The sequence below is a fragment of the Rhizobium sp. G21 genome, from assembly GCF_014158035.1.
Lineage (GTDB): Bacteria > Pseudomonadota > Alphaproteobacteria > Rhizobiales > Rhizobiaceae > Rhizobium_E.
The window spans coordinates 244,569-270,912 of sequence record NZ_JACFXW010000002.1 but is presented as its reverse complement, the minus strand read 5'-3'; the positions used below and the strand labels follow the sequence as shown (position 1 = coordinate 270,912).

Below are 26,344 nucleotides of genomic sequence, written 5' to 3'. Positions count from 1 at the left end.
CGGAGCCGGTTACCTCAAGATCGCAGCAATATTGCCGCCATCCACGGTCGTGACATCAGCCGTCGTCCGCTCCGCCAGCGCATGGTGGACGAAAGCCTGCGCCACGTCCTCGGCGGTCACTTCGAGGCCGAGCAGATTGCCGCCCATATAATCCTTCACCGACAGGCCGCGGGCGGCGGCGCGGTTGGCGATCATGTCGTCGTTGAGCAGGCCGGAGCGGATGCGATCGGCATTGACGGCGTTGACGCGGATGCCGTCGGCGCCATGTTCCAGCGCATATTGCCGCGACAGGAACAAGGTCGCTGCCTTGGCGAGACCATAAGCGCCGAATTTTGCGCCGGGATTGATGGCCTGCTTGCTGGCGTTAAATAGAAGCGCGCCGCCCGTGCCCTGCTCCTTCATGATCCGGACGGCGTTCTGCGCCACGGTCTGATGGGCGAAGAAGTTGAGTTCGAAGCTCTTGCGGAGCAGCGCGTCGTCCATGGTGGCGATCGGGCTTTCCCAAGCTGCGCCGGCATTGGAAATCACGATATCGACGCCACCATAGGTCGCGACCGCCTTGTCGAAGGCGGCGCGGACGGAAGCCGGATCGGTGACGTCGCAGGCGCCGCCGATCGACATATTGCCGGCCGCTTTGGCTGCCTCCACAGCCTTGGCGCCGTCGAGATCGAGCACCACGACATGGGCGCCTTCGCGCGCGAAGGCCTTGGCGACGGCCGCGCCGATCGCGCCCGCGCCGCCGGTGACCAGCGCCACCTGGCCGGTGAAGGGCTTGGGCTTGGCGCCGGCGAGCTTGGCCTGTTCCAGCGACCAATATTCGAGATCGAAGAGGTCAGGCTTGCTGACCGGTTCGAAGCGGCCGATGGATTCGGCGTCGCGGGCGGTCTCGATCCAGGTTTCCGCGACATCGGCGGCGATCTTGGCGTCCTTCAGCGTGCGGCCATGGCCGAACAGGCCGAGACCGGGAACCAGCGTCAGGCGCGGCATCGGGTCGAGCATGATCTTCTTGACGCCGTCACGGCCGTCATTGGCCTTGAAGTAGTTGGTGTAATCATCGACGAAGCCGGCGACACGGGCGGCGATGTCCGATTTGTAGGCGTCGAGCTTGCCGGCTTCGGGCGCGGCCAGCACGACCGGCCCGGTCTTGATGCGGATGGAGAGATCCGGCGTCGAGACGCCGCGCCGCGCCATGTCCTCGACCTCGGCCGCGTTGACGAAAGCGAGGATCTCGGGAGAGGTGCGGAACTCGCTGACCATGCGGTCGAAACGGCCCTCGCCCTTGGGCACGGCGACGGCGCCGCGCAGCATCGGCGCGATATCCTCGGGCTTGGCGAGCGCGCTCGGCAGCGCTGCAGGCGTGAAGGGGTTGCGGCCATGGGCGCGGACATAATCCTCGGCCATGCTCACATAATGGGTCATCCGGTCATAGGCTTCCTTGGCGGTCGCGCCGAAGGTGAAGATGCCATGCTTGTCGAGGATCAGTCCCTCGACCTCGGGGTTCTGGTCATAGACTTCGGCGGCCAGTTTCGCGAGCGCGAAACCCGGCATGACATAGGGCACATAGCCCATCTTGTCGCCATAGAGCTCCTTGCTGCGCGCCATGCTGTCGGAGAGGTCAGCGATGGCGAGCACGCCGGTGGAATGGGTGTGATCGACGAATTTATGCGGAATGAAGGCGTGCAGCAGCGCTTCCACCGACGGATTGGGCGAAGAGGGATCGATGAGATTGGCGCGCTGCAGCGTCACCATGTCCTCGTCGGACAGACGATCGAGCTTGCGGGCTTTCAAGAGCGGCGCGATCTTTACCGCCGGCAGGCCGGCGGGCTCGATGACGCCCATGTCCCAGCCGCTGCCCTTGACGCAGAGCACGTCCCATTCATCGCCGACCAGATCGGTGACGGTGGTCTTGACCGACGTATTGCCGCCGCCATGCAACACCAGTTTCGGCACGCCGCCGAGAAGCCGCGTCGTATAGGTGCGCAGCGCGAGGTCGCGATTGACGCCCTTCGCCGCATAGGTTTCGACCATGCGCTCGGCGTCCTGATCGTTCCAGAGATTGTCCATAGTTTCCTCCTCAACATGATTCCGCCCGGCATCCGGGCCGGGCGGAGAATTCTATTTTCGCGGCGGTCATCCGCGTCGCGGGGCCTCAGCCTCCCAGCGCGCCAGAAGCCGCAACGCCATGGAATGCGTCACCACGAGATGCGAAACGAAGCCGCCCTTGATGGCGGCCACCAGCGGCTGGAACTTGGAATCCTCCTCCACCACCATCATTCGCTTGGGAATCGTTCGGATGATCTCCAGATCGGCCGAAATGCAGCGGCGATTGTGCGGACAGTCGAGCCAGCGGCCCTCATGATCGATGACCTGGCCGGCGATGACGCCGCCCGCGCCGCTCTCTCCCAAAGCCTGCATTTCCTCCGCCGTCAGCGCGCCGCAGCGCACCAGATGGCTGTCGCTTTCGATGCCGCCGACCGAGTAGAGCACCAGCTGACAGTCGGCGATCGAGGCGAGTTGCTCGCGGATGACAGGCTCGTTGCGCAGATCGCTCGCCAGCCGCTCGGAACTCAGCACCAGCGGCGCATAGAGATTGATGCCTTCAGCGTTGAGCCGCCGACCGATTTCTGTCGTGCACTGGTCGGGACGGTAATTATAGGGCGCGCCGAGATTGCCGCAGAGCTGCACCACGGTCACGCCCTGCAGATCGGCATAGGGCATGATATCGGCGAGATGATAGACCGTCCGGCCCCAGGCCACGCCGATCCGGTCGCCCTTATTGATCAGTTCAAGAAAGACGGCGGCGGCCACAACAGGCATTTCCGCCGCCGGATCAATCGCCAGCCGGTCCTCGGGAACAATCCACACCGCGTCGAGACTGAGCGCATCTTCGAGCTTGCGCGCCAGCACGTCGTCCGAAAACAGCTGCGTCGAGGTCGAGATGTTGACGATGCCGATTTCGCGGGCCCGTCTGAGATAGGTGGCAATGGAGGCGCGGGAAATGTTGAGCTGCTTGGCGACCTCGTCCTGCCGGAGCCCGTGCATGTAATAGAGCCAGGCGGCCTTGTGCATGATCTGGTCTGTGGACCGCATGTCCCTCGCATCTCCCTTTGCGCAGCGCTTCTGACATTATTCACGAACGCTGACAAAAGTCAAAGACCTATCTTTGATGCTCGGCGATCACCGCCAGAAAGGCGTCGCCATACTTTTCCAGCTTGGATTGCCCGACGCCGGAGATCGCAAGCATGGCCTGCGGCGTGTCGGGCCGGTCGGTGGCGAGCGCCACCAGTGTCGTATCGGGAAAAACAAGATAGGGTGGGATGGAAAGCTCCCTGGCAATGGCGCTGCGCGTCGCCCGCAATGCCTCGAACAATTCGCTATCAGCGACATCGAGCGACGAGCGAGCCTGGTTGGAACGGCTGACGCCTTGCGCGCCGCCTTGCCCTTGGTGGGACGGTCGACGCGAAAGCGCACGTTTTCTTCCTTGCGGAACACCGCCCTCGCCCGTTCAGCGAGCTTCAGAGCGCCGAAAGCGCTGTGATCGACGCCGACATAGCCGGCCGCGAGCAGCTGCCGATAGACCGATTGCCAGGTTTTGGCCGCGATGTCCTTGCCGACCCCAAATACCGGCATATCGACATGGCCGAAGCGCTGAGTCTTTTCGTTGATCACGCCCAGAAGCACGTCGATGAGATGGCCGACGCCGAAGCGCTCGCCGGTGCGATAAATCGCAGCCAGCGCCTTGATCGCGGCTTCCGTGCCGTCCCAGGTATCGACGGGTTTCAGACAGGTGTCGCAATTGCCGCAGCCGCCGGCATGGGCTTCGCCGAAATGATTGAGGATCGCCTGGCGCCGGCATCCCGCCGTTTCGCAGATGGCGAGCAGCGCATTGAGTTTTCCGCGCTCGATGCGCTTGATCTCGTCGCTCGCGCCGCCTTCGTCGATCATGCGGCCGCGCTGGATGACATCGGCCATGCCGTAAGCCATCCAGACATCCGACGGCAGACCGTCGCGGCCGGCGCGACCTGTCTCCTGATAATAGGCCTCGACCGAGCCCGGCAGGTCGAGATGGGCGACATAGCGCACATTCGGCTTGTCGATGCCCATGCCGAAGGCGACCGTGGCGACGAGGCAGAGATCTTCATCCTTGAGGAAGGCGTCCTGATGCGCGTCGCGAACAGCCCTGTCCATGCCGGCGTGATAGGCGAGCGCACGGATGCCCTGACCATCAAGCCATTCGGCGGTGTCCTCCACCTTGGCGCGGGAGAGGCAATAGACAATGCCGCTCGATCCCTTGTGGCGAGACAGGAACTGCAGCAATTGCTGGCGCGGCTGGTCGCGCTCGACGATTTCATAAGAGATGTTCGGGCGGTCGAACGAGGTGGTGAAGACCTCCGCGCCCTCAAGGCCGAGGCCGCGGATGATGTCCTCGCGGGTATGCGGATCGGCGGTGGCGGTCAGCGCCACTCTGGGCACGCCGGGATAGTCTTCACCGAGCTTTCCGAGTTCGCGATATTCCGGCCGGAAGTCATGGCCCCATTGCGAGACGCAATGCGCTTCGTCGATGGCGAACAGCGCGATCTTGGACGAGCCGACCAGTTCCTTGAAGGCCGGCGTGACGATGCGCTCCGGCGTCACATAGAGAAGATCGAGTTCGCCGCGCGATATGGCGCGACGGGTATCGAGATAATCCTCGCGGCCCATGGCCGAATTCAGCGCCGCAGCGCGCACACCCAACTGCTTCAGGGCTTCGACCTGATCGCGCATCAAGGCGATCAGCGGCGAGACCACCACGCCAAGACCGGGCCGGCAAAGGGCGGGAATCTGAAAGCAGAGAGACTTGCCCGCCCCCGTCGGAAACAGCACCACGGCGTCGCCGCCGGCTGTGACTGTCTCGATGACATCGGCCTGCTTGCCGCGAAAGGCGGGATAGCCGTAGATCTCCTTCAGAACCGAGAGCGGGTTGCGCTGGCCTTGATCGCTGAAGAGCCTGTCCGTGCTTCTATTGTCGTGCATCGAGCATCCTGACCGGGAATCGCCTGTCGCGCCGTCATGGCGTAGACGTCACATAGGCGATTGCCGGCCCCGGACGCAACGCGCCTATTCAACCCGCGTCGACAGGATGAACTTGCGCTTCTCCAATTCGGCGAAATAGGGCGGGATGTCGAAATAGGCTTCCGGCGCCCAGACGCCCGGCTTTTTCGGATTGGCGAGGATCAGCTGCGCAGCGATCGAGCCGTTCATCGAGGTGCAGGCGTCGACATAGGGCGCATACATCGCATCCGGCTTGACCACGACTTCGACCGTGACCGTGCGCGCCACGCCATCCTTGCGGCCTCGCCCGATGGCGAAGTGGATCTCATGGCTTTCCTGCTCCGGCATGCGGGCGGCATTTTTCTTGATGTTGCGCTCGATGACCTTGTTGAGCACATCCAGCGGCCGCACCTTGACGCCTCCGATCTCGACCGGATCGTCGAAATCCCCGAAACCGGCTTTGACGAGGCCGACCCAGGCTTCATGCTCACGATGCGGCAGATGCAGTTTCCAGGAAAATTCCTTGATGCCCTTTTCGCGAATGCCGTCGGCGAGCGGCACGGTGAGCTGTTCGGAATGAGGGGAATGCATGAATTCGCAGCGGCCCCAGGGTTCTGGAAGGTCGAGATATTCCGATCCGCTCATCGGCGGGCAGGTCACATGCTTGCCGTCGTAGAACTGTGTGCTTTCATGAGCATATTCGGCCAGCACGGTCGAGACGCTATAGGGCGGCACGAGAACCGGGTTCTCGTCGCCGACCAGTTCCGCCGCCCAATAGAGATTGATGGCGTCGATCTCGTCGAGTTCGTCGGCGACGGCGCGGCAGATGACGTTGGACATGCCGGGATCCGCGCCGCAGCCGACCACCGCCGTCACGCCCGCGGCCTTGAAGCGCTCATGCTCGGCGATCTGCTTGACGGTGTAGGTGCCAAGACCGCCGAGATCCATATAGGCGACCTTGGCCGCCAGCGCCGCTTCGAATATGGTCATCTGGTGGCCGAGCAGGGTCGGCACGCAGTTGATGCAGAGATCGGCGCCGGCCACGGCGCTGGCCAGGGCGTCCGGCTTGGTGACGTCGAGATCGAAAAGCTCGATCCTGACATCATCGAGTTCGGATTTCAGCGCCTCCATCCGCTCGCGCTGCGCGTCGCAGATGCGGACGGTCTTGATGTCGATGATGGCGCGGTCGGAAAGAAGGTCGCGCACGATGCCCGCGCCCATGAGGCCGGCGCCGCCGAGAGAAGGCTGATGATCATGATGTCGTTCCTGCGTGAATGAGAGCATTTCCAGGCAAAGTGTCATTACGGTTTTCCGTCCGGAAATGCGTGAAAACAAAAGCGTCAGACGTGCTTGCGGCCGCCCGTCTCGTAGAACCAGTCGTCCGGATAGGGATACCACCAGCCCTGGCGCACCGGCTTGTGATCGATGATGACCATCTTGGACCGCCGGAAGGCGTCGAGGCCGAGCCGTGAGAGTTCCCGTCCCAGGCCGGAGCGCTTCCAGCCGCCGAAGGGCAGCGCGTCATTGTCGATCAGCGGATTGTTGACCCAGACCATGCCGGCCTCCAGCCGTTCGGCCGCCTCCATCGCCTCTTCGAGCGAGGTGGTGAACACCGATGCGCCGAGACCGAATTCGCTGTCATTGGCGTGGGCGATGGCCTCGTCGAAATCCTGCACGCGCATCACAGCGGCCACAGGCCCGAAGCATTCTTCCTGCATGATCGCCATGTCGGGCGTGCAGCCGGTCAGGATGGTCGGCTCATAGAACCAGCCCACCGGCTGATCCTCGGGGATCTTGCCGCCGATGACAGCCGTGGCGCCCTTCGATTTGGCGTCCTCGACCAGCCGGATCACCTTGTCGCGCGCCGCCTTGGAGACGAGCGAGGGCCGATCTCAGCTCTGTCGAGACCGTTGCCAATCCGCAGGCGCCGTGTTTCCGCGACGAATTGCTCGATGAAAGCGTCATGCACAGCGTCGACCACGAAAAAGCGCTCGGCCGAGGTGCAGACCTGGCCGGACATGTGGAAGGCGGCCGTGACCGCGCCGGCCGCGGCGACATCGAGCGGCGCATGTGCGGTGATGATCATCGGATCCGAGCCGCCGCCCTCGATCACCGCAGGCTTCATCGCGCCGGCCGCGGCCATGGCCACCGCCCTGCCCGCCTCCGCCGAACCGGTGAAGGCGACGGCATGCGTCTTCTTCGACGCAACCAGCGCCTTGGCGATCTCGGCGCCGCCCGGCAGGCAGGCGATCAGGCCGGCCGGCAGATCAGCGAAGACCTCCATGAAGATCAGCGTCGACAGCGTCGTCGCCGGCGCCGGCTTGATGATGCAGGCATTGCCGGAGGCGAGCGAGGCGGCGACCGTCCAGCACATCAACAGGATCGGGAAGTTGAAGGGCATGATGTGGACGGAGACGCCCAACGGCTCGTAACGCGCATATTGGAACGAGCCCGTCTGCGTCGTGCCCGCCACCTTGCCCGCCTCGTCGCGGGCGATCTCGGCGAAATAGCGGAAGGCGCCGGCGCAATTGGCGACTTCGCCGATCGCCTCGGGATAGGGCTTGCCCATTTCCCGCGACATCACTTCGGCGCAGCGGCGCATATCGGTCGCCTCGATGCGGTTGGCGATCCGGTGCAGGATCGCGGCGCGCGTCTTGGCGTCGATCTTAGACCAGCTCTTTTGCGAAGCGGTCGCGAGCGCCAACGCTGCATCGAGCTCGTCGTCTGTGGTTTCGGCAAGGGCGCCGACCACGGCGAGCGTCGCCGGGTCGATCACATCGGCGCGGGCGCCCAGGCTCGGCCGGTAGCCGCCGTCCACGAAATGGACGGGATTCAACAAGTCCTGCATATCTGGTCCTGACTGGCCCTTGAGGCCGTCCCGCTCGTTCAGCGGATCATGTAGACTTTCTTGATCGTCTCATGGACGGTGCAGACGCCCTTCCAATCCTTGGGGAAGAAGGCGGCGGTATCAGGGGTGATCTCGATCACCTCGCCGCTTTCATGCACATAGGTGGATCGCCCTTCGAGGAAGTGGCAGAATTCGTCGCGCGTCACATGGCATTCCCATTTGCCGGGCGTGCAGATCCACAAGCCGCATTCGCTTTCGCCGTTCGGGCCCTTGTGAATGAGTTTGCCGGAGACGTGGCTGACGCCTTCGATCATGGTGGGGATCGTGCCCCAATCGACCAGGTTTTCCTGTTCGAGCGGCTTGTACATCAGGGGTGCGGAGGTCATGTCTATTCCTTGCGGTCAGCGGCTCATGAAAGCCTTGGACAGGGTTTCGGTGATGATGGAGGTTCCAGTCCAGCCTCCGGGAAAGAAGACGACCGAACCGGCTTCGACGGCGATCTCCTCGCCGTCTTCACGGATGTAGAGGCCCTTGCCGCCCAGAAAGACGCAGAACTCGTCGCTGGGGATGGTGATCGTGCGGGTTCCCGGCGTGCAGGACCAGATGCCGCATTCGCTCGATCCATCCGCGTTGACGCTGAGGATCTTGCCCGCCATGATCGGATCGCCTTCGGTTGCCGTCTTCGACGGACCCCAGTGCTCCAGCGCCACGGCGTCGGCTTTCGCCCAATAGGGTGTGGTCATCTCAGCCTCATACCAGCATGTAGATATTGCGCATGGTCTCATGCACCGTGCATTCGCCGGTCCAGCCCGCCTTGAACATCACGGCCGTTCCCGCCGAGACCTCGACCACGTCGCCCTCATCCGACCGGTAGGTGGCCGAGCCCGAGACGAAATGGCAAAACTCGTCGCGCGGGATGGACAGTCGCCAGCGTCCGGGCGTGCAAACCCAGACGCCGGTTTCCGGCTCATTGTTCGGCCCTTTGAACAGCAGCCGCCCGGTAGATTTCGACTGGCCCTCAATGGCGTCCGATTGTACGCCCCAGTCGACGAGATCGTCATAGACGGTGGCGTTGTGAATATGCGGGGCGGTGGATTTGAGGGTGTCGGTCAATGGAGGGCCTCCGGGGTGGTGGGAGCCAGCATTACCCCCTCTGTCCTGCCGGACATCTCCCCTCAAGGGGGAGATTGGCTGGAGGAGCGACCATCGCCCAGCCCCCAACGTTGAGATTGGGGGAAGCCGGCGCCACTGTCCAATCTCCCCCTTGAGGGGAGATGGTCGGCAGACCAGAGGGGGTAGCCTCGACCACCTACGTGTGATGCGGATATATCAAGCACGATACGCCCCCGTCTTCACCAACTGATCGAGAATGCCCGCCGCCTTCTGCGGACCATTCTGCGACTGCATATGCGCCGAGGTGGCGGCGAGCTTCGCTTTCATCTTGGGATCGTTGATCATATGGTCGAGCTTGGCGGCCAGTTCCTCGTCGGTCCAGTCATAGCGCGGCATCTTGAAGCCGTGGCCGGTCTCATCAACGCGCGTGGCGTTGTCATGTCCGTCCCAGACATAGGGCATGATGATCGCAGGCTTGCCGAAATAGAGGCATTCGGTGAAGGAGTTGTTGCCGCCGTGATGGATGGCGGCGTCGACCTGCGGGATGACCGAGGGCTGCGGGAACCAGCTTTCGATGACCACATTGCCCGGCACGTTTTCATACTGGTCCTTGTAGTCGCCGACATTGACGAGCGCCCGATAGGGCAGCCTGCCGATCGTCTCGATCAGCCGCTTCAGGAGATCGGTGTCGCCGGCGCCCAGCGAGCCGAAGGAGATGTAGATCAGCGGCTTGTCGTTGTTGGCGGCGAAGGTCGGCACCTCATAGGGCTTTTCCTTGCGGACGCAGCCTTCGAGATACTGGAATTGATTGGGATCGAGCGGATGTTCGCGATCGAATTTCGCCGGCTCCGGATAGAGCAGCAGGTTCATGAAGGGCGAGGCTTCGAAGAACTGGCCGATCGGATAGGCCGCTTCGCCGGTCGAGGCGAGGAAGGCGTTGTAATCGTCATGGATCGGCTTGATCACTTCGTTGAAGCGATCACGATAGGCCTTGTGGCCCTCGTAGTCGTCCTGGCGGCAGCCGGAGAGATGCGGCGGGATCTTCGGATCCTCGATCTCGTTTTCCGAGCAGGAGATGATGCGCACCCAGGGCTTGCCGAAATGCTTGATCGCCGGAAACAGGATGACATTGTCAACGCAGATCATGTCAGGATTGATCTTGGCGAGCACGCCCGGCAGATCTTTCTCGGCCCATTTGGCGCTATCGACGATCGCCGTCCAGCAATCCTTCACATAATTGTCGATCTGGTCATAGGGGCTCTTGCGGAAGTTCGGGATATGGCCGTTGATGAAGTCTTCCCAGAACTTCGCCATCTGCTCGGGCGGCATCGGCTCGGAGAGATTGACCGGATGCGCCTCGAAGCCATAGCCTTCATAGACCGAAACGAAACCCGGATCGGAAAGGAACACGGCCTTATGCCCCAGCGCCTCGACAGCCTGGGCGATGCCGACGGAATTCAGCGCCGGCCCGAAGGCCGCTTCCGGGAAAAAATGCGATCGTCTTGGACATCTCAACCCTCTTTCGGTTCTGATTTTTCGTTGAAGAATTTGCAGCGCTCGGGGCGCAGGGCGAGGCGCACCGTCTCGCCCGCAGCATGCCCGGCCGGATTGCGGGCGGCGACGCGCAGCTGAAGCGGCGTCTGGCTCGCTTGCGTTTTCACATGCAGCACACGGTCGAGCCCATGATAGGCGATATCGACCACGACGCCCTCGATCACCGCTTCGGCGTCCACGCCGCTCGCAAGCTCCAGATCCTCGGGGCGGATTGCCAGCGCCGCAGGCCCGTCGACCATATCGGGCGCGGCGATATCCAGCCCGGGCGCGCCGAAGCGGCCACCGGAGACCCGGCCGTCGAGGAAGTTCATGACTCCGATGAAATTGGCGACGAAACGGTCGGCCGGGCGCTCATAAATCTCTTCAGGAGACCCGCATTGCAGCAGGCGGCCATCCCGCAGGATCGCCATGCGATCGGCCATCACCAGCGCTTCTTCCTGGTCATGGGTGACGATGATGAAGGTGATGCCGACCTCATGTTGAAGACGCTTCAATTCGAGCTGCATGCGCTCGCGCAGTTTCTTGTCGAGCGCGCCGAGCGGTTCGTCGAGCAGCAGCACCTTGGGCCGTTTGATGAGCGCGCGGGCGAGCGCCACGCGCTGGCGCTGGCCACCCGACAGTTGATCCGGCTTGCGCGCGGCGAATTCACCGAGATCGGTGACCGCCATCATCTCGTCGACGCGCGAGGCGATCTCGGCCTCGGGCAGGCCATCCATTTCGAGCCCATAAGCGAGGTTTTTGGCGACCGTCATATGCGGAAACAGCGCATAGGACTGGAACATCAGGTTGAGCGGCCGCTTCTCCGGCGGCAGCGCCGTGATGTCGGCGCCGTCGAGCAATACGCGGCCGGAGGTCGGCGTCTCGAAACCGGCCAGCATGCGCAGAAGTGTGGATTTACCGCAGCCCGACGGGCCAAGCAGCGCGAAGAATTCGTTGCGCCTGATGTCGAGCGCGATGCGATCGACGGCGCGCACCGGCCCGAAATCCTTGCTGAGGCCGTCGATCGACAGGATCGTCTGGGGGCGGTATCGGTCATTGCATCTGTTCTTTGTTGAGCCATTGGGAAAGGATGAGCGCGAGCGCGCTGACCCCCATGACTATGGTCGCGAGAGCATTGATCTCGGGCGTCACGCCGAAGCGGATCATCGAATAGATCTGGATCGGCAGGGTGATCGAGCCGCGGCCGGCGCCGGCGGTGAAGAAGGCGATGATGAATTCATCCACCGACAGCGTGAAGGCCAGAAGTGCGCCAGCGATGATGGCCGGCGCCAGCACCGGGAACGTGATCCGCCAGAAGGTCGTCCAGGGCGAGGCGCCGAGATCGCGCGAAGCTTCCACGATCGAATAGTCGAAATGCTTGAGCCGGGCGCGGACGATGGAGCTGACGAAAGCGAGATCGAAGATCACATGGCTGATGATGATCGTATGCAGGCCGAGGGTGATGTCGAGGCGCGAGAAGAAGGTGAGCAGCGCCACCGCGAGCACGATGTCCGGGATCACCATCGGCGCGAAGATCAGCGCTTCCAACGAGGCGCTCTTCCGCCTCCGGCTCTCGATACCGATCGCCAGCATCGTGCCGAGAATGGTGGAAATCACGGTTGCGAAGACGCCGACCACCAAGGTGTTCCAGGCCGCGCCGAGAATGTCCTTGTTCTCGGCGAGCGAGGCGTACCATTTCAGCGAGAAACCGGACCAGGCGGTCGGCAGGCCGGCCTCGTTGAAGGAGAGCAGCACCAGAACGGCGATCGGCAGATAGAGAAAGCCGAAGACGGCGACGAGGATCAGCCGGAAGGGCAGCGAACGGGTCTTCATGCCTCGGCCTCCCTGACTTCGCCGGCGGCGCGGGAGGCGGCCTTCGCCTGCAGGGTCAGCAGCGCCACCATCACCGCAATCAGCGCCATGCCGAGCGCTGCGCCGAACGGCCAGTCATTGGCGGTGAGGAACTGGTCATAGACGACATTGCCGATCATCTGGAAGCGTCCGCCGCCGAGCAGCGCCGGCGTGACGAAATTTCCGATCGACAGCACGAAGACGAACACGCCGCCGGCGGCGACGCCCGGCAGCGTCAAGGGCAGGATCACCCGCAGGAAGGTTCTGACCGGGCCGGCGCCGAGATCGCGCGACGCTTCGGCGTAATCCGGGCTCAGCCGCGACAGCGACGAATAGATCGCCAGGATCACGAAGGGCAGATAGTTATAGACGAGACCGGTGATCACAGCGCCTTCGGTATAGAGCAGCGACAGCGGCTCGCCCTCGTATCCCAGCCAGCGCAGGAGATTGTTGAACAGGCCCTCGCGATTGAGCAGCACGATCCAGGCATAGGTGCGGATCAGGTAATTGCTCCAGAAGGGCAGCACCGCGAAGAACAACAGCAACGCCTGACGCGAGCGCGGCGCGCGGCTGATGGCGTAAGCCGCAGGATAGGCGATGAGAATGGCGATCAGTGTGGTGATCGCGGCGATCCGCGCCGAAGACAGGAAGATCTTCGCATAGAGCGGATCGGCGACCCTGATGAAGTTGTCAAAATTGAAATTGAAGACGACGCCGCCCCACGGGCCTCGTTCGAAAAAGGCGTAGGCGAGCACCAGCGCGCAGGGCGTCACCATGAACAGGAGAAGCCAGGCGACGGCGGGCGCGGCCATGAGATTGGAACGTGCAGCCTTGGAGGACACGGGGTTTCGATTCACAGTCTGACAATGGGATGAGATTGGCCGAGGCGAACACGGCCCGCCTCGCTTTCGCCTCGGCTCCGGCAGGGTTCAAGAAACCCCGCCGGTTCTTGGGAGGCAGACCGTCAGTTGGCGGCCTTGATCTCGCTGACCGCCTTGGAATAATCCTTCTGCGCATCGCCGAGATCGCGCAGCAGCTCGAAATTGGTGAGTTCAGCCGGCGTCATGCCCATATTCGGATAGGTTTTGATGAGCGCTGGATCAAGGCTTTCCATGGCGGCCTTGTTCGGCACCTTGTAGAGAATGTTGGCGGCGGCCCAGGCGTGGTTCTTGGCGTCGAGCATGAAGTTGATGAACTTCATCGCCGCATCCTTGTTCTCGGATGACTTCATCACCACCATCGTGTCGACCCAGAGATCGGAGCCTTCCTTCGGCGTCACGAACTTGATGTCCTTGTTGTCGGTGATGCCGTAATTGCACCAACCGTCCCAGGCATGCACGAGCGAGGCTTCGCCGGAAACGAGCTTGGAATAGAAGGTCGTGTCGTCATAGGCGAGCAGGGTCTTCTTCGCCTCGATCAACAGGTTCTTGGCTTCCTCGATCTTGGCGGGATCCTTCTCGTTTGCGGAATAGCCGAGCGCGAAAAGGCCCGCCGCCATCAGCCAGCGGTCGGTGGCGAGCATCGTGACCTTGCCCTTGAGATCGTCGGAGGGCTTGAGCAGGTTCATCCAGCTATCCGGCGTGGTTTTCACCAGATCGGAGCGATAGCAGAGGCCGGTCGTGCCCCAGGTGTAAGGGACGGAGAAAGTCGCGCCGGGATCGTAGGCGAGGCTTGCGGCTTCCGGATAGAGATTGGCGAGATTGGGAACGGCGGCCTTGTCGATCGGCTCGGCCAGGCCCTGGCCATTGAGGATCTCGGCAAAGGGCGAGGACACGAAGACGAGGTCATAACCCTTGCCGCCGCTCGCCATCAGCTTGCCCATGACTTCTTCATTGGTGGCGTGATTGACGATCTCGACTTCGAGCCCGGTCGCCGTCTTGAAGGCTTCGGCGATGTCGGGCGCCATATAGCCGGCCCAGTTGGAGATCACCAGGTCGGCGGCGCTGGCCATGCCGGCGCCGGAGGCGAGCATGGTCGCGGCCAAAAGTGTCGCGGTCCAGTTCCGCGAACCAGATCGAAATTTCGCAATCACGGGAAGCTCCCTTGTTGAATTGTTCCAGCCTCAGCATCGGCGCCGCCGCTTGTTGCGATCTGTTCGTCCGATGCGCCACAGTATTATTTCAAAAAAAAATACGTCAATAGCAAATCGTGAGCCGCGTAAATTTTGCGTTGGAAGCCGGGGAGACGCTTGCAAAGCACTGGCTTCACAGGCAGCATGCCCATTGAACCGGACGAGAGCGCATGACGGACACGCCGAAAAAGCCCAACCGACGCCATGTCGAATTGGCGCAGAAAATACTGGAGATCGCCACCGAGCGTGGCATGGCGCCGGGTGAGCGCATGGCTGAACAAGCCATTGCAAGTCTTTGCAATGTCTCGCGAACCCCCGTGCGTAAGGCCCTGCAGATCCTGGCGGAGAAGGGCCTGGTCCTGCCCGATACGGACGGTGGTTACAGGTTTGCGGCCGACCCGGTGACGCTGGCGCGGACAGAGGCCGATTTCGCTGACGCCTCGGAGGAAGACTTGCATGCGGCAATCCTGCGCGATCTCGCCGCGGGCCGGATTGGCGACGTCCAGACGGTCGCAAGCCTGCAGCGCCGATATGAAGCCGGCAGGCAGGCGGTACAAAATGCGCTGATCAAACTGTCGGAAGACAATCTCGCCGAACGCGGATCCGGCCAGCAATGGCTTTTGAAACAGTTCGCTGTCGGCGCGGAAGCGCTGGTCAAGAGTTTCGAATTCCGCCTCGCGGCCGAGCCCCTGGCGCTGACCATGCCGGACTTCAAGCGCGACGCGACCGCGATTTTTTCGCTCCGCCAATCCATGTTGGCGCTGAAGGCGATGGACGAGCGAGACTTCGACCGTCGCCTGTTCGAGCGCACGGACATGGATTTTCACCTGCTGATCGCCAAGAGTTGCGGCAATCCTTTCATGGCGGAAGCGCTGACGGCGCATCACCGCCGGCGCTTCGCGCTGCCAGCCGCCAATCATGTCGGCACTTTCAGGCTGATGCAGTCCAACACCGAGCATCTGCAGATCCTCGACAGATCGAACGGGGCCAAATGACGCTTGCGGCGGATCTGATGCGCGTGCATCTGCAGTTATCGCAATCCCAGCGGCCGCGACTCGCCGGACGCGGCGTGCCGCCCGCCCTCAAACTCGCCACACGCTAGAAACGCAGTCCAAATCTAGAATGAGCGCAGCAAAGACAATCGCCCTGTTTCCGGAAGCCAGCTTCGGCGCGGCGCTCAATTGCGTCGGCGTGGCTCAAGCCCTCCGGGACATGGGCGCCAATCCGGTCTTCATCTGTCACCCCGGCTTTCGCGGCGTTTTTGCCGAATACGGTTTCGCCGAATATCAGCTCGGCAGCGACGACGGGACGGATGCGACCGACTGGACCGACTTCATCGCCCGGCATCAGGACGCGTTCCGGCAGTCGCCCTATGAGCAGCTGGCGAGCTATGTCGGACCGACCTGGGACGCCATCGTCGACACCGCCGTCAAAGCCGAGGAGCCGCTGCGCCAATTGCTGGCGCGGCTGAAACCGAATGCGATCGTGCTCGACAATGTGGTGATGTTTCCGGCCATCGCCACGGCCGGCGTTCCCTGGATCAGGATCGTCTCCTGCGCCGAGACGGAAATCGCCGACGATCTGGTGCCGCCCTATCTCTCGGGCCTGGGCGGCGGACCTGACGAAAGCTGGGACGTCTATGCCCGCACCTATGCCAAAGTGACGGCGCCGGCGCATCGCCGTTTCGCGTCCTTTCTCAGCGAATGCGGCGTCAAGCCGCCGCCTGCGCCCTCGTTCCTCGACCCCTCGCCCTGGCTCAATCTTTTGCTAGCGCCGGAGATCATCCGCCGCGAGCGGAAGAGCCCCCTCGACCCCAAGCGCTTCGTCTTTCTCGACGGCTGCGTTCGCCGGGAGGTGGATTACACGCCGCCACGCTTCGCCAGCCACAATGACGCGCCCTTGGCGCTGGTCAGTTTCGGTTCGCTCGGGGCCATGGATGTCGACATGATGAAGCGGATGATCGACGTGTTCGCCGATCTGCCCTGCCGCTTCCTGGTCAATGCAGGGCCTTGGCGCGATGACTATTCCGACGTGCCTGATAATGTCTATGTCGACAGCTGGTTTCCGCAGCCCTCCGTCGTGCGCCAGTCGAGCCTGTTCATCCATCATGGCGGCAACAACAGCTTCTGCGAGGCGCTCTATTTCGGCGTGCCGTCGCTGGTCATGCCCTATTGCTGGGACGGCCACGACAATGCCCGCCGCGCCGAAGAAACCCAGGTCGGCGAAAAGCTCGACCGTTACGACTGGTCTTCCCAAGATCTCTCGGGCGCGATCCTGCGGCTGATCGGCGATGAAGAGATGCAGGCGCGCCTCAAGGCGAATGCCGCGACCATGCAGGCCCATTCCGGCGCGACGCTCGCCGCCCGCCGCATCCTCGACACTATCAGCGACACCAAGGCGACGCGCGCGGCGCGGCGCTGACTTCTGCAAGGAGGCTTTATGCGCGACAAGCTCTTCATCGACGGACAATGGGTCGCCCCGCTCGGCGGCGGCGCCTTTCCCGTCATCAATCCCGCCAGCGAGCAACAATTCGCGACCGCGCCGGCCGGCGGCGCAGGCGATATCGATCTCGCGGTGAAGGCCGCGCGCCGCGCCTTCGACACAGGCCCCTGGCCGCGTTTGACCAGCGCCGAGCGCGCCCGCTATCTGCGCGCCATCTCGGAGAGAATCCTCGAACGGAAACAGGATCTCGCCCGGATCGAGGTGATGGACAACGGCAAGCCGCTGCCCGAGGCGGTCTGGGACATCGAGGACGCCGCCGGCTGCTTCGCCTTCTATGCCGGTCTCGCCGAACAGCTGGACGCCCATCCCGAAGAAGCCATTCCGCTCGGCGACGCCCGCTTCACGTCGAAAGTGTTGCGCGAGCCGATCGGTGTCGCCGGCGCGATCATCCCTTGGAACTACCCACTGCTGATGGCCGCTTGGAAGGTCGCGCCTGCTTTGGCGGCGGGCTGCGCCATGGTGCTGAAGCCGTCGGAGCTGACGCCCCTCACCGCCCTCGAACTCGGGGCGATCGCCGAGGAGGTCGGCCTTCCAGCTGGTGTGCTCAACATCGTCACCGGCTTCGGCGCCGACGCCGGCCAGCCGCTGTCGGAACATCCCGGCGTCGACAAGCTCGCCTTCACTGGCTCGGTTCCGACCGGTTCCAAGATCATGGCGACGGCGGCGCGCGACATCAAGAATGTCAGCCTCGAACTCGGCGGCAAATCGCCTTTCGTCGTCTTCGCCGACTGCGACATCGACAAGGCCGTCGAATGGATCATGTTCGGCATCTTCTGGAACCAGGGCCAGGTGTGCTCGGCGACCTCCAGAGTGCTCGTCAAAGAAAGCCTCTATCCGGCCTTGCTGGCGCGACTGACCGAGGAGACGCAGAAGATCACCATAGGCGACGGCCTCACTGAGGGCGTGCTGCTCGGCCCGCTCGTCTCCAAGGGCCAGCGAGACAAGATCCTCGCCATGATCGAACAGGGTGTGGCGGAAGGCGCCGTCGTCGCCACGGGCGGCAAGCCGCCGGCGTCTTTCGAAAAAGGCTATTTCCTTGAGCCCACCATCATCACCAATCTTTCCGAGGACAACAGCCTGTGGCGTGAGGAGATCTTCGGACCCGTCGTCTGCGTCAAGCCGTTCAAGGACGAGGCGGACGCGATCCGCATGGCCAATGACAGCCGTTTCGGACTCGCTGCTGCGGTGATGTCGGATGATCTCGATCGATGCGAACGGGTGGCGCGCGCTTTCCGCGCCGGGATCGTCTGGGTCAATTGCTCGCAGCCGACCTTCACCGAAGCTCCCTGGGGCGGCTACAAACAGTCCGGCATCGGCCGCGAGCTGGGCCGCTGGGGGCTGGAGAACTACCTGGAGACGAAGCAGATCACCAGCTTCGACAAATCCGAAACCTGGGGCTGGTATCTGAAGTCCTGATCCACACGTTTTAGCTTTCGATCATGGCCCGGCCCTCTCGACCGGGCCATTTTCTTTGCGCGCCTTGCGCCAGTGCAAGCCAGCCATAGGCCGTCCGTTGTCGCTGCGACGTCCCAATCTCATCAACATCCTCAAGACCCCGTCGCATCAATCACACAGTTTGGCCGTCGACGCCGGCGGCTCTGAGGGAGCGCCGGCGTTTCCTCGGTGCCCATTTGTTCCGAAAACACAATCGCAGCTTGACGCAAGTCGGATTCACTGTTTACATATAAATGAAACCTTCATGGGTGAGGGTTTGATGGGCCGGGTCCGGAGGGGACCGCCATCATCAAACTGGGAGGAAGTCATGGTGAAATTGCTGTCCGGCGTCTCCGCCGGAGTCGTCTCGTTGATGCTGCTGGGCGGCTTCGCCCAGGCCGCGGATCTGCCGGGCAAGTTCGAGGGCGTTACGATCGACGCCAAGCTGATCGGCGGTCAGCAATACGAGGCGCTGTACGCCCGGATTGGCGAATGGGAGAAGGCGACCGGAGCCAAGGTCAATATTCTCTCGAAGAAGAACCACTTCGAGCTCGACAAGGAAATCAAGTCCGACATCGCGTCGAGCAGCGTGACCTGGTGCGTGGGTTCGAACCACTCGTCCTTCGCGCCCCAATATCCCGATATCTATACCGATCTCGGCGCGCTGCTGCCGAAGGAAGAAATCGACGCCTTCGTGCCGGCCAATATCAAGGCCTCGACGCTGGGCGGCAAGCTGGTGATGCTGCCGCGCGCCCAGTTCGACGTCTCGGCGCTCTACTACCAGAAGAGCCTCTATCAGGACGAAGCCAAGAAGAAGGCCTTCAAGGAAAAATACGGTCGCGATCTGACCCCGCCCGACACCTGGGCCGATCTCGCCGATCAGGCGGAGTTTTTCGCTAGCCCGCCGGATTTCTACGGCACCCAGTTCGCCGGCAAGGAAGAGGCGATCAACGGCCGCTTCTATGAAATGCTGGTGGCCGAAGGCGGCCAGTATCTCGATGCAGACGGCAAGCCGGCCTTCAACTCCGACGCCGGCGTGCGCGCGCTCGACTGGTTCGTGCGCATGTATAAGGACAAGGCGGTTCCGGCCGGCACGACCAACTATCTCTGGGACGATCTCGGCCAGGGCTTCGCTTCGGGCACGGTGGCGCTCAATCTCGATTGGCCGGGCTGGGCGACCTTCTTCAACGATCCCAAGTCCTCCAAGGTCGCCGGCAATGTCGGCGTGAAGGTGCAGCCGATGGGCTCCGCCGGCATCCGCACTGGCTGGTCTGGCCATCACGGCTTCTCGGTGACCGAATCCTGCGCCAACAAGGATGCGGCCGCCTCGCTGGTCTGGTTCCTGACCAACGAGGACAGCCAGAAGCTCGAAGCCGCCGCCGGCCCGCTGCCGACCCGCACCGCCGTCTGGGAATGGGATGTGGCCCAAGCCGCGAGCGATCCCTACAAGAAGGAAGTGTTGACCGCTTTCCAGGAAGCCGCCAAGCACGCCTTCCCGGTGCCGCAGACGGCGCAATGGATCGAAATCTCCAACGCCGTCTATCCGGAGCTTCAGGCCGCCATTCTCGGCGACAAGACGTCCAAGCAGGCGCTCGACGACGCCGCCGCCAAGGCTGTGGCCATCCTCGAAGACGCCGGCGCTCTCTAAGCGTCATCGACAGGCGCGGCCGCCTCCACGCGGCCGCGCCTCTCCCTTATTGTCACGCATATCGGCCGGAGCCCTCGCATGAGAGGTTTTAAACTTTCGGCGCCCGTTCTTCTGCTGCTGCCGGCCGTGATCGTGCTGGCGGCCGTGGTGATCGCGCCCCTGCTTTTGTCCTTTTATTCGAGCTTCACGCCGTTCCGGCTGACCAAGCCGGACACGTTCTGGGTATTCATCGGCTTCCGCAATTATGCGCGGCTGCTGGCCGACCTCGAATTCTGGACGGCTTTCGGACGAACAGTGCTGCTGCTCACCGTGGCGCTCAATCTCGAAATGCTGTTGGGCCTCGGGCTGGCCATGCTGGTGGAGAAGGCCGTTTCCGGCCAGCGCATCCTGCGTACGCTGATGATGCTGCCGATGATGTTTTCGCCGCTGCTGGTCGGTTTCCAGTTCAAATTCATGTTCAACGACAATGTCGGCCTGGTGAACAACGCCCTGCAATCCTTAGGGCTGACCGATCGGGCCATTCCATGGCTGATCGACGGCCAACTCGCCTTCTTCTCGATCGTGGTGGCGGAAGTCTGGTCCTCCACCTCCGTCTTCGCGATCCTCATCCTGGCCGGCCTGCTCGCCATGCCCAAGGAGCCGATCGAGGCGGCCAAGGTCGACGGCTGCACGCCCTGGCAGACTTTTCGTTATGTCACCTGGCCCTTCGTGATGCCCTTCGCTTTCATCGCCATGACCATTCGCTCGCTCGACGTGGCGCGCGCCTATGACATCGTCAAGATCATGACCGATGGCGGCCCCGCCAAGCGCACCGAGCTTCTCTGGACGCTGGTCTCGCGCACGGCCTATGCCGACGCCAAGATGGGGATGGCCAACGCCATGGCCTATTTCTCGATCCTGCTGTCGATCGTCTTCACGGTCTATTTTTACAAGAAACTCGCGCTTGCCCGCGCCCAGGTCGGGACGGAGTGGTGATCATGGACGTCAATGCAAGCCATCGTATCCGCCGCCGTGTCCTCAAGGCCGCGCATCTCGTCGGCCTCTTCCTGGCGATGATGGTCATCTGCCTCCCCGGTTTCTGGATCGTGCTGTCCTCGCTCCGGCCGACCGTGGAAATCATGGCCAAGCCGCCGGTCTGGATCCCAAGCGAAATCTCCTTCGACGCCTATGTCGCGATGTTCTCCGGCGTCGGCAAGGGCGGCATTCCCGTCATCGATTACTTCCGCAATTCGCTGATCATCTCGATCACCTCGACGGTGATCGCGCTCGCCATCGGCATTTCCGGCGGCTACGCCTTCGCGCGCTTTTCCTTCAGGGGCAAGGCCGGCTGGTTTCTCGGCCTGATGCTGACCCGCACAGTTCCGGGCATCGCGCTGTCGCTGCCGCTGTTCTTCGTCTACGCCAAGCTCGGCCTGCTCGACACGCATATGGGCCTGATCCTCGCTTATGTGGCGCTCAACGTGCCCTTCACGATCTGGCTGATCGACGGCTTCTTCCGCCAGGTGCCGAAAGACCTCGCCGAAGCGGCCCAGATCGACGGCTGCACGCGCTGGCAGGCCTTCTGGCAAGTCGAGTTCCCGCTTGCCGGACCCGGCATCGCGTCCGCCGGCATCTTCGCCTTTCTCACCTCCTGGAACGAGTTCGCGCTCGCCTCGAACCTCACCCGCTCGGTCAATTCCAAGACCCTGCCGGTCGGGCTGCTCGATTACACGGCGGAATTCACCATTGACTGGCGCGGCATGTGCGCGCTGGCCGTGGTGATGATCCTGCCGGCGCTGGCGCTCACCTTCGCCGTCCAGAAACATCTCGTCTCCGGCCTGACATCCGGCGCGGTCAAAGGGTAAATCATGGCTCCCGTCACACTCAGAAACCTCGTCAAGCGCTACGGCGCCTTCGAAATCGTCCATGGCATCAATCTCGATGTCGCCGATCGCGAATTCATCGCGCTGGTCGGCCCCTCCGGCTGCGGCAAGTCGACGACGCTGCGCATGATCGCCGGCTTGGAGGACATTTCCGGCGGCGAGATCGAAATCGGCGGCAAGGTGGTCAACGACCTGCCGCCGCGCGCCCGCAACATCTCCATGGTGTTCCAGTCCTACGCGCTTTATCCGCATATGACGGTGGCGGAAAATATGGGCTTTTCGCTCAAGATCGCCGGCGCCTCCAAGGACGAGATCGCCGCCCGCGTCGCCGATGCCGCCAAAACGCTTGATCTGGAGGCGCTGCTGGAGCGGCGGCCGGCGCAGCTTTCAGGCGGCCAGCGCCAGCGCGTCGCCATGGGCCGCGCCATCGTGCGCCACCCGGAAGTCTTCCTGTTCGACGAGCCGCTGTCCAATCTGGACGCCAAGCTTCGCACCCAGATGCGCACCGAAATCAAGAAACTCCACGCAAAAGTGCAGTCGACGGTCATCTATGTCACCCATGATCAGGTCGAAGCGATGACGCTTGCCGATCGCATCGTCATCATGCGCGACGGCCGCATCGAACAGGCCGGCACGCCCGAGGACGTGTTCAAGCGCCCCGCCAGCCGCTTCGTCGCCGGCTTCATCGGCTCGCCGCCGATGAATCTGGTCGAGGCGACGGTGGATCAGGGCCGGCTCGTTTTCGCCAACGGCGATGCGTTGCCCATTCCACAGGCCTTCCGCGACAAGTTGCAGCCGGGCCAGAAGGTGGTGTTCGGCATCCGCCCCGATGATTTCTACCCCGCCGGCCACGGCCTGCATTCGGGAGAAGCCCATGAGGTGGCTGCTCTCGAGCTGCCGGTGTCGATCACCGAGCCGTTGGGCAACGAGACGCTGGTTTTCGTGACCTTCGCCGGCAAGGAATGGGTGGCGCGCATGCTCAATCCGCGCACGCTCCGATCCGGCGACGTGATCGCCATGAGCGTAGATCTGTCGCAGGCGCATCTGTTCGATGCAGCAACAGGCGCGAGCCTGAGGGTCTGAACCATGGCGAAAATCGAAAAAGTCGAACTGCTGATGGTCGATCTCGCGCCGAAGGTGAAACGCACCGACGCGATCCAGAGCTTTGTCAGCCAGGAAACGCCCATCGTCATCATCACCGACCGCGATGGCGCGGTCGGAACGGGCTACAGCTACACGATCGGCACCGGCGGCTCCTCGGTGATGCGGCTTCTAGCCGACCATCTCGCGCCGCGCATCATCGGCAAGGACGCCGACCGGATCGAGGCGATCTGGCGGGATCTCGAATTCTACACCCACGCCACCACGATCGGCGCGATCACCGCCATTGCGCTTGCAGCCATCGACACGGCGCTCTGGGATCTCCGCGCCCGGAAAATGGGCCTGCCACTCTGGAAACTCGCCGGCGGGGCTTCCGATCGCCGGCCGCTCTACACCACCGAGGGCGGCTGGCTGCATATCGACAAGCAGGCGCTGGTCGAGGATGGGCTGGCGGCGCGCGAAAAAGGCTTTACCGGCTCGAAGGTGAAGATCGGTAAACCGCGGGCGGCAGAAGACGTCGAACGGTTGGAGGCCATGCGCGCCGCCCTCGGCGACGGCTATGAGATCATGACCGACGCCAATCAGGGATTCGGTCTCGACGAAGCCATCCGCCGCTCCGGCCGCCTCGCCGATCTCGATCTCGCCTGGATCGAGGAGCCCCTGGCCGCCGACGATATCGACGGCCATGTCAGGCTGTCTAACTCGACGTCAACGCCGATCGCGATCGGGGAGTCGCTCTATTCCATCCGGCATTTCCGGGAATATATGCAGCGTGGCGCCTGCTCGATCGTCCAGGTCGATGTCGGCCGCATCGGCGGCATCACGCCCTGGCTGAAGGTGGCGCATGCGGCGGAAGCCTATAACATTCCGATCTGCCCGCATTTCCTGATGGAACTGCATGTCAGCCTCGCCTGCGCGGTTCCGAACGGCAAATATGTCGAATATATTCCGCAACTCGACGAGATCACCGGCGAGAAGATGAAGATAGAAAGCGGCATGGCGATCGCTCCATCCGCCCCGGGCCTCGGGATCGACTGGGACTGGCAGGAAATCCGCCGCCGGGCTATTTCCGAATTCAACAGCGTCATCGCCTGAGGGAGGACAGCATGCAGCGGATGGGAATGGTGATCGGTCTCAACGCCGAGAAAATCGAGGAATACGAACGTCTGCATGCCGCCGTCTGGCCCGATGTGTTGAGGATGATCACCGCGTGCCACATCCGCAATTATTCGATCTTTCTCAAGGAGCCGGAAAACCTGCTCTTCTCCTATTTCGAATATCACGGCGAGGATTTCGACGCCGACATGAAGATCATGGCCGCCGATCCGGCGACGCAGGATTGGTGGGCGGTTTGCATGCCCTGCCAGAAGCCGCTTGAGACACGGAAGGACGGGGAATGGTGGGCGTCGATGGACGAGGTCTTCCACCACGACTGACGCCTGCAAAAGCCAGCACATCTTCACCCGCCGCTCCACCGGCGGGTTTTTTGTTGCCTCGATCGGCTACCGTCCGGACCGCGGATCGTGCATTGACAACGGCTAAAATTCTGACTACTGACGATTTACATATTTCGTCACACATTATTCGAAAGCCGTCAGCCGTGATCGATACATCTGAAGTTCTGCAGGATGCTCAGCGCAGCGAAACCGTCACCCGCATCCTCGATGCGGCGGAGCGACTGTTTCGGCATTACGGCTACGCCAAGACTAATGTCGCCGATATCGCCCGCGATCTCGGCATGTCGCCGGCCAATATCTACCGGTTCTTCACCTCCAAGGTTGAGATCCACCAGGCGATCTGCGGGCGGATGCTGATGGGTTCCTACGAGATGTCCCGGCAGATCCTGTCACAACCGATCAGCGCCACCGAGCGCCTGCGGCAATGGGGCCATGCGCAACACCGCATGACGGTCGAGACCATGCTCGACCAGGAGAAGGTGCATGAAATGGTGGTGGTGGCGCTGGAGCGCGACTGGCACGTGATCGACCAGCATATCAACCGCCTGCACGATCTCCTGGCCGACACGATCCGGCAGGGCGTCGAGGCCGGCGAATTCCGCGACCAGGATCCCGATATCGCCGCCCGCTGCTTCGGCGGGGCGACCGTCATACTCTGTCATCCGCAGATGGTGGCGCAATGCCTGGCCAAAACCAACCGGGCGACGCCCGATCAACTCGTCGAATTCGCGCTCGCCGCGCTTAAGTAAGGACCGGAGGCATCCATGACCACGCCCAACCGCATGCGCATCAGGACATCCGTTCTTCTCGCCGGTCTCGCGATCGGCTCCGGCCTGCTCACAGGCTGCGCCGAGGAAAAGGCCGAGGCTCCCGCCGCCGTGATCCGACCGGTGAAAGTTGTGGAGATCGCGCCCGCCGCGACCACCCGCACCCTCTCCTATTCCGGTTCGGTCAAATCCCACACCGAGATGAATCTCGGTTTCCGGGTGGCCGGCAAGCTGATCGAGCGCAAGGCGGATATCGGCGACCGGGTGAAGAAGGGCGAGGTGCTCGCCCGTCTCGACCCGACCGATTACCAGCTCGCAGTGCAATCGGCGGAAGCCGATCTGCGTTCGGCTCAAAAGGCGCTGGAAACCGCCGATCTCGCGATACGCCGCGCCAAGACGCTGTTCGCCCAGAAAGCGGTGCCCAAGGCGCAGGTTGAGCAGGCGCAGCTCAGCTATGATCAGGCCGCCGCCACCCGCACCGCCGCGCAGTCCGCGCTCGAACAGGCGAAAAACCAGCTCGCCTATGCCGAACTGACATCGGATCGCGACGGCATCGTCTCCGCCGTCAGCGCCGATCGCGGGCAGGTCGTGAGCGCCGGCTCCGCCGTGCTCACCGTCGTCGCCGATGACGAAAAAGAAGTGCAGATTGCCGTGCCGGAAACCGAGATTTCCGAATTCAGCCCCGGCAAGACGGTCACGGCCAGCTTCTGGGCGGACACGGCGCTGGCGCTGACCGGCAAGGTGCGCGAAGTGTCCGGCAGCGCCGATCCGCAATCCCGCACTTTTTCGGTCCGCGTCAGCCTGCCGGCCAATGATCATGTACTCATCGGCATGACCGCGATGATCGAGGCGGAGACCCATGCCGACGCCGCCGAATACGCCGTGCCGCTGACCGCATTGGCAGAGAAGGACGGGGCCAAGATCGTCTGGACGGTCGATCCCGCCAAGGCGACCGTGCATGCCCGTCCCGTGGAAGTCGGCGCATTCACCGCCGATGGCGTCGGTGTGACTTCAGGGTTGAAAGCCGGCGATCTCGTGGTGGCGGCCGGCACCCAGTTCATGCGCGAAAATCTGACCGTGAAGCTTCCCGATGTCGGGGCGCTGGCTGAAAACATCCTCAACTGAT

22 protein-coding genes and 2 pseudogenes are annotated in these 26,344 nt (G+C 62.8%); 11 read left to right on the top strand and 13 right to left on the bottom strand.

What is annotated here, in order from left to right:
- Window positions 1–9 precede the first annotated feature (9 nt).
- The 13 genes and pseudogenes from H2O14_RS22570 to H2O14_RS22510 form a co-directional block, all read right to left on the bottom strand.
- Window positions 10–2,064, bottom strand: coding sequence for a bifunctional aldolase/short-chain dehydrogenase (locus H2O14_RS22570; RefSeq protein ID WP_182829665.1), 2,055 nt, complete (start codon window positions 2,062–2,064; stop codon window positions 10–12).
- A 66-nt stretch (window positions 2,065–2,130) separates the two neighbouring features.
- Window positions 2,131–3,090, bottom strand: coding sequence for a sugar-binding transcriptional regulator (locus H2O14_RS22565; protein WP_182829664.1), 960 nt, complete (start codon window positions 3,088–3,090; stop codon window positions 2,131–2,133).
- A 67-nt stretch (window positions 3,091–3,157) separates the two neighbouring features.
- Window positions 3,158–5,013 (bottom strand): annotated as a pseudogene (recQ, locus tag H2O14_RS22560) (DNA helicase RecQ).
- Between the two features lie 84 nt (window positions 5,014–5,097).
- Entirely contained in the window at window positions 5,098–6,333 is a 1,236-nt protein-coding gene (locus H2O14_RS22555; RefSeq protein WP_210275581.1) for a saccharopine dehydrogenase family protein, read from the bottom strand.
- 38 nt (window positions 6,334–6,371) lie between these two features.
- Window positions 6,372–7,879: pseudogene (locus H2O14_RS22550) on the bottom strand (aldehyde dehydrogenase family protein).
- Window positions 7,880–7,917: 38 nt separating this feature from the next.
- Complete coding sequence (locus H2O14_RS22545; protein ID WP_210275580.1) at window positions 7,918–8,265, bottom strand: cupin domain-containing protein; 348 nt, start codon at window positions 8,263–8,265, stop codon at window positions 7,918–7,920.
- 15 nt (window positions 8,266–8,280) lie between these two features.
- Window positions 8,281–8,622 (bottom strand): cupin domain-containing protein, encoded by a 342-nt coding sequence (locus H2O14_RS22540; protein WP_182829663.1) that lies wholly within the window; start codon window positions 8,620–8,622, stop codon window positions 8,281–8,283.
- 7 nt (window positions 8,623–8,629) lie between these two features.
- Window positions 8,630–8,992, bottom strand: a complete 363-nt coding sequence (locus H2O14_RS22535) for a cupin domain-containing protein (RefSeq protein ID WP_182829662.1) — start codon at window positions 8,990–8,992, stop codon at window positions 8,630–8,632.
- A 216-nt stretch (window positions 8,993–9,208) separates the two neighbouring features.
- Complete coding sequence (locus H2O14_RS22530) at window positions 9,209–10,507, bottom strand: nucleotide disphospho-sugar-binding domain-containing protein (RefSeq protein WP_182829661.1); 1,299 nt, start codon at window positions 10,505–10,507, stop codon at window positions 9,209–9,211.
- Complete coding sequence (locus H2O14_RS22525; protein WP_312858694.1) at window positions 10,504–11,520, bottom strand: ABC transporter ATP-binding protein; 1,017 nt, start codon at window positions 11,518–11,520, stop codon at window positions 10,504–10,506. Before H2O14_RS22525 ends, H2O14_RS22530 begins: the two co-directional genes overlap by 4 nt.
- A gap of 58 nt (window positions 11,521–11,578) precedes the next feature.
- Entirely contained in the window at window positions 11,579–12,358 is a 780-nt protein-coding gene (locus H2O14_RS22520; protein ID WP_182829660.1) for an ABC transporter permease, read from the bottom strand.
- Entirely contained in the window at window positions 12,355–13,188 is an 834-nt protein-coding gene (locus H2O14_RS22515; protein ID WP_182829927.1) for an ABC transporter permease, read from the bottom strand. Before H2O14_RS22515 ends, H2O14_RS22520 begins: the two co-directional genes overlap by 4 nt.
- Window positions 13,189–13,340: 152 nt before the next feature.
- Window positions 13,341–14,408 carry a spermidine/putrescine ABC transporter substrate-binding protein gene (locus H2O14_RS22510; protein ID WP_312858693.1) on the bottom strand — a complete coding sequence of 356 codons (1,068 nt, stop codon included), beginning with the start codon at window positions 14,406–14,408 and terminating at the stop codon, window positions 13,341–13,343.
- Between the two features lie 209 nt (window positions 14,409–14,617).
- Here H2O14_RS22510 and H2O14_RS22505 point away from each other — a divergent pair, with 209 nt between their 5' ends.
- From H2O14_RS22505 to H2O14_RS22455, 11 genes are all read left to right on the top strand, one after another.
- Window positions 14,618–15,442 (top strand): GntR family transcriptional regulator, encoded by an 825-nt coding sequence (locus H2O14_RS22505; RefSeq protein ID WP_182829659.1) that lies wholly within the window; start codon window positions 14,618–14,620, stop codon window positions 15,440–15,442.
- A 127-nt stretch (window positions 15,443–15,569) separates the two neighbouring features.
- Window positions 15,570–16,868, top strand: a complete 1,299-nt coding sequence (locus H2O14_RS22500) for a glycosyltransferase (protein WP_182829658.1) — start codon at window positions 15,570–15,572, stop codon at window positions 16,866–16,868.
- An 18-nt stretch (window positions 16,869–16,886) separates the two neighbouring features.
- The gene (locus H2O14_RS22495; RefSeq protein WP_182829657.1) at window positions 16,887–18,365 is read left to right on the top strand and encodes an aldehyde dehydrogenase family protein; all 1,479 of its coding nucleotides are present in this window, start codon (window positions 16,887–16,889) and stop codon (window positions 18,363–18,365) included.
- 346 nt (window positions 18,366–18,711) lie between these two features.
- The gene (locus H2O14_RS22490) at window positions 18,712–20,031 is read left to right on the top strand and encodes a sugar ABC transporter substrate-binding protein (RefSeq protein WP_182829656.1); all 1,320 of its coding nucleotides are present in this window, start codon (window positions 18,712–18,714) and stop codon (window positions 20,029–20,031) included.
- A 78-nt stretch (window positions 20,032–20,109) separates the two neighbouring features.
- Window positions 20,110–21,006, top strand: a complete 897-nt coding sequence (locus H2O14_RS22485) for a carbohydrate ABC transporter permease (protein WP_182829655.1) — start codon at window positions 20,110–20,112, stop codon at window positions 21,004–21,006.
- Window positions 21,007–21,008: 2 nt separating this feature from the next.
- A complete protein-coding gene (locus H2O14_RS22480; RefSeq protein WP_182829654.1) occupies window positions 21,009–21,875 on the top strand; it encodes a carbohydrate ABC transporter permease in 867 nt (288 codons plus the stop codon).
- 3 nt (window positions 21,876–21,878) lie between these two features.
- Window positions 21,879–22,976, top strand: coding sequence for an ABC transporter ATP-binding protein (locus H2O14_RS22475; RefSeq protein ID WP_182829653.1), 1,098 nt, complete (start codon window positions 21,879–21,881; stop codon window positions 22,974–22,976).
- Between the two features lie 3 nt (window positions 22,977–22,979).
- The gene (locus tag H2O14_RS22470) at window positions 22,980–24,089 is read left to right on the top strand and encodes a mandelate racemase/muconate lactonizing enzyme family protein (RefSeq protein WP_182829652.1); all 1,110 of its coding nucleotides are present in this window, start codon (window positions 22,980–22,982) and stop codon (window positions 24,087–24,089) included.
- 11 nt (window positions 24,090–24,100) lie between these two features.
- Entirely contained in the window at window positions 24,101–24,430 is a 330-nt protein-coding gene (locus H2O14_RS22465) for an L-rhamnose mutarotase (protein WP_182829651.1), read from the top strand.
- Between the two features lie 164 nt (window positions 24,431–24,594).
- Complete coding sequence (locus H2O14_RS22460) at window positions 24,595–25,200, top strand: TetR family transcriptional regulator (protein WP_312858692.1); 606 nt, start codon at window positions 24,595–24,597, stop codon at window positions 25,198–25,200.
- Window positions 25,201–25,215: 15 nt separating this feature from the next.
- The gene (locus tag H2O14_RS22455) at window positions 25,216–26,343 is read left to right on the top strand and encodes an efflux RND transporter periplasmic adaptor subunit (protein WP_182829649.1); all 1,128 of its coding nucleotides are present in this window, start codon (window positions 25,216–25,218) and stop codon (window positions 26,341–26,343) included.
- Window position 26,344 lies beyond the last annotated feature (1 nt).

Coding starts and splice junctions, on each gene's coding strand:
- H2O14_RS22570 (WP_182829665.1), bottom strand. CDS start 2,064: ATGGACAATCTCTGGAACGATCAGGACGCCGAGCGCATGGTCGAAACC.
- H2O14_RS22565 (WP_182829664.1), bottom strand. CDS start 3,090: ATGCGGTCCACAGACCAGATCATGCACAAGGCCGCCTGGCTCTATTAC.
- H2O14_RS22555 (WP_210275581.1), bottom strand. CDS start 6,333: ATGACACTTTGCCTGGAAATGCTCTCATTCACGCAGGAACGACATCAT.
- H2O14_RS22545 (WP_210275580.1), bottom strand. CDS start 8,265: ATGACCTCCGCACCCCTGATGTACAAGCCGCTCGAACAGGAAAACCTG.
- H2O14_RS22540 (WP_182829663.1), bottom strand. CDS start 8,622: ATGACCACACCCTATTGGGCGAAAGCCGACGCCGTGGCGCTGGAGCAC.
- H2O14_RS22520 (WP_182829660.1), bottom strand. CDS start 12,358: ATGAAGACCCGTTCGCTGCCCTTCCGGCTGATCCTCGTCGCCGTCTTC.
- H2O14_RS22515 (WP_182829927.1), bottom strand. CDS start 13,188: ATGGCCGCGCCCGCCGTCGCCTGGCTTCTCCTGTTCATGGTGACGCCC.
- H2O14_RS22505 (WP_182829659.1), top strand. CDS start 14,618: ATGACGGACACGCCGAAAAAGCCCAACCGACGCCATGTCGAATTGGCG.
- H2O14_RS22500 (WP_182829658.1), top strand. CDS start 15,570: ATGAGCGCAGCAAAGACAATCGCCCTGTTTCCGGAAGCCAGCTTCGGC.
- H2O14_RS22495 (WP_182829657.1), top strand. CDS start 16,887: ATGCGCGACAAGCTCTTCATCGACGGACAATGGGTCGCCCCGCTCGGC.
- H2O14_RS22490 (WP_182829656.1), top strand. CDS start 18,712: ATGGTGAAATTGCTGTCCGGCGTCTCCGCCGGAGTCGTCTCGTTGATG.
- H2O14_RS22485 (WP_182829655.1), top strand. CDS start 20,110: ATGAGAGGTTTTAAACTTTCGGCGCCCGTTCTTCTGCTGCTGCCGGCC.
- H2O14_RS22480 (WP_182829654.1), top strand. CDS start 21,009: ATGGACGTCAATGCAAGCCATCGTATCCGCCGCCGTGTCCTCAAGGCC.
- H2O14_RS22475 (WP_182829653.1), top strand. CDS start 21,879: ATGGCTCCCGTCACACTCAGAAACCTCGTCAAGCGCTACGGCGCCTTC.
- H2O14_RS22470 (WP_182829652.1), top strand. CDS start 22,980: ATGGCGAAAATCGAAAAAGTCGAACTGCTGATGGTCGATCTCGCGCCG.
- H2O14_RS22465 (WP_182829651.1), top strand. CDS start 24,101: ATGCAGCGGATGGGAATGGTGATCGGTCTCAACGCCGAGAAAATCGAG.
- H2O14_RS22455 (WP_182829649.1), top strand. CDS start 25,216: ATGACCACGCCCAACCGCATGCGCATCAGGACATCCGTTCTTCTCGCC.